Below are 1,497 nucleotides of genomic sequence, written 5' to 3'. Positions count from 1 at the left end.
TAAAAACCATGCCATTATTGTTCACCTCCCGGTTGAGATTTGCTTTCTTTCGTAAATAATTTCATTCCTAAAATGCCAGCCAGCAATAAAGCTAAAAAGAACATTTGGGTTGCTGAGAAGGATTCGCCCAGAACAATTCCAGTCAGATATGTTCCGACGGTTCCGATTCCCACAAACACAGTGTACGCCGCGGCCATCGGGATTTTTTGATAAGAGCGGATCAACAGGATAAAGCTGACCGCGATTAAGATAAAAATGATGATCCAATCCAAAAGCGAATCGGCATGTTTGAGGGAAGAGGCCCAAACAACCTCTAAAAGCCCTGCAATAAAAACAAGAACCCAATTCAAATGAAACACCTCTCTATTTTATGAATGAACGTCAGTCATTTTTAGGGCATTAAAAAATGAGCGGTGTTACCCAGTCATTTTTTAAGCAGTGCCTAAGCTCCGTTTTAAGAAAGTGAAAATTTCCTTTTTATACACTTCAACATTTTCATCTTGTTCAAATCCGATATAGAATCGTTCCGCAGTATTCTCGACCAAGTTGATAATCGTTCTGGCCGTCCATTTTGAATTGATGCCTTCCGTTACCTCATGGTTTGCAATGGCCTTGTTGATGATTTGTTCAAGCCAGGAATAATAAGGCTGATAGATCGTCTCCCATTTTTCCATGGAGTGGTCGATCGCAAGCCCGGAATAACAGAGGACAATAATATCCTTATGGCGTTCTGTAATGAGAAATGTCTCATCAATTAATATATCTAAAACGGTCCAAAAATCCTCGTCCCCATGCAGCCTACCTTTGATTTGATCAAGTGTATGGGTGAGAAGATTTTCTGCAATGGCCGGTATGAGGGCATTTTTAGATGAAAAATACAAATAGAATGTTCCTTGGGCAGTGCCGGCCTTTTTGACAATATCAGAAATAGATGCTTTGTCGAGGCCTTTTTCAGAAATCACTTCTATGGCAGCCTGCAGAATTTTTTCATATTTGCCCGATGTTTGTTTTGGCATGAGGAACACCTCCAATAATGACTGACTCTCATTCATTTTATCGCGTGAATGTATGTTTGTAAAGAATAAAGAAGCAAGAAAACCTGTTGCTTCTTTATTTATCGTAATCAATGGCGGCTTTTGGGAGCCCGGTATACTTTGCCCAGTAATAAATCGCAAGTGAGCCGATCGCGACTAAAATGAGGTCGACGGGATTGCTGATAATCCCTAAACCATGTCCGAAAGAACCGATGTAGGAAAAGATCAGCATCATAATATAAAACCCGATAAGCCACCAGCCTGATTTCAGCTGCTGAGCGAGGCTGACATCTTCTTTAGGCGTATATTTGCTGAAACAGAGATAGATCAAAAACATCACGAGCTGTGAACCGAGCAGCCAGGAGACTGTTTTCCATCCTGACCAGTACACGATAAACGCTGTAAATATAAAGGAAAGCGGCCCGATAATACTCATTCCTTTTAAATAAAACGGCCTGTTTAA

The 1,497-nt window shown here is 40.8% G+C and carries 2 protein-coding genes and 1 pseudogene; all 3 read right to left on the bottom strand.

The window, feature by feature from the left end; translation table 11 throughout:
* Positions 1-14 precede the first annotated feature (14 nt).
* Positions 15-350, bottom strand: a complete 336-nt coding sequence (locus tag ACWHAR_RS21065) for an SMR family transporter (RefSeq protein WP_041351739.1) — start codon at positions 348-350, stop codon at positions 15-17.
* A gap of 81 nt (positions 351-431) precedes the next feature.
* Positions 432-1,016, bottom strand: a complete 585-nt coding sequence (locus ACWHAR_RS21060; protein WP_003228226.1) for a TetR family transcriptional regulator — start codon at positions 1,014-1,016, stop codon at positions 432-434.
* Between the two features lie 94 nt (positions 1,017-1,110).
* Positions 1,111-1,497, bottom strand: a pseudogene (locus tag ACWHAR_RS21055) (aspartate:proton symporter); the annotation flags it as partial.

The sequence above is a fragment of the Bacillus sp. LR--39 genome (assembly GCF_053613335.1).
Note: the sequence above shows the minus strand (reverse complement) of the source record. Positions and strands in the feature narration are given on the sequence as shown.

Bases quoted from the DNA above. Each gene is read 5' to 3' on its own strand.
- ACWHAR_RS21060 (WP_003228226.1), bottom strand. From the start codon at position 1,016: ATGCCAAAACAAACATCGGGCAAATATGAAAAAATTCTGCAGGCTGCC.